Genomic DNA, 1380 nt, shown 5'->3' with positions numbered 1-1380 from the left:
CGCCCCCGCCGGCCAAGCCGCATGAACGACTGCCTGTCTCCCCACCTGCCCGAGCCGCAACCCAACTGCACACGGCTCGTATGGCTCACCGCCCGCAAAGAATCACGGCGCAGGACACTCCTCTGGACCTGCCACTGCGATGGCGTCATTTACGAACTGTGCGCCAGCGGCGGCCAAGCGTTCCTTAGGCGTACCAACCGGAACTCCAGAAAGGCCTTCGAGACCCACCGCATGAGCACGCGAGAGGGGCATGCCACGTGGCACGCCCTACTCGAAGGGTGCGTACGGTAGCCACGCGCGCAAGCGACTCATCCTCATGGAATGCGTGATGAGATCCGTAGCCCAACACCGTCAACCGGTCGTTGCTGTGAATGGCAGATCCAGTTAGTCGCTCTGAAGAGATTTGGCCTCGTTGCGGAGGTGTCGCACCTGGTCAGAGGTCAGCTGTCGGACGTCCCAGATCAATCCCGCCAGATCGGCCGCCGCCGGGTGTGCCGGTGGTGGATTCTCGGGAAGGTCGATGCCGGTAACGGCGGCCAGGTCGTCGACCGGAATGCCCAACAAGGTCGCGAGCCTGGCAAGGAGATCAGGGCTCAGTTCATTGACGCCGCGCCCGATCCTCCCGATTGTGGCGCCGGCCAATCCCAGACCGGTGAGGCAAAACAGACACTTGGCCGCACTCGTCCAGTCCAGGTTCCGATGCGCGAGCATCCGGATGAGCGCCGCACCGAAGCTCGGCTTGTACTGCTCCCACGGACGCGGTGGCGGAAACGAGTGGGTGCGGGGCTGCTGCGGGAGTGACCGGGCGCGGTGCCGTAACTCGCCGATGAGTCCCGGCGGCAGGCACCTGGCCTGGTTGATCAGTGACGCAACCCAACTCCCGGCGTGGGCGTCCAAGGGAGTGAGTTCGTCAGGCACGGGCATCCCGGCAAACGCCAAAAGGTCCACGTCGTGCCAGCCAAGCGCCGGAGCAAGCCGCAGGAGCAGCGAGGAACTAGGCTCCCCGCCGTCACGCACCTCCTGCACCTCGGCCTCAGAGACCTTGGCCAGACGGGACAGGTCATCAGGGCTCAGCCCACGGTGATCGGACAACCGCGCCAACAAGACGCCGGGCATTGGGTATCCCATCATCCCGCCATATTTAATCAGTGCATCACCAGGCAGCTAGTTCGCGTGCGATCACGCCATCGTCATATCTCCGGCCGAGGATGCAAACGGATATCTACCGCGGAGATTCCGGCCTGGACACATCAAGATCATAGGCTCGCATGTTCGCGGATGAGAACTTTCTCTACGTCTTCAAGGGCAGCTCGCTTCCAGCGAGCTGCCGCGCGTCGGGCGGTCGCTGGCCGCGCTGCGGCTCTCCGGCCGGTCGCGGCC

Annotated in this window: 1 protein-coding gene; it reads right to left on the bottom strand. The window is 64.4% G+C overall.

The genetic code is table 11. The features are described from left to right. Positions 1 to 384: 384 nt before the first annotated feature. Positions 385 to 1116: a helix-turn-helix domain-containing protein gene (locus ACWDX9_RS63335; RefSeq protein ID WP_449973457.1), complete on the bottom strand. Its 732-nt coding sequence runs from the start codon at positions 1114 to 1116 to the stop codon at positions 385 to 387. Positions 1117 to 1380: the final 264 nt, after the last annotated feature.

The sequence above is a fragment of the Nonomuraea sp. NPDC003201 genome, from assembly GCF_053590415.1.
This window is presented reverse-complemented; position numbering and strand designations above follow the sequence as displayed.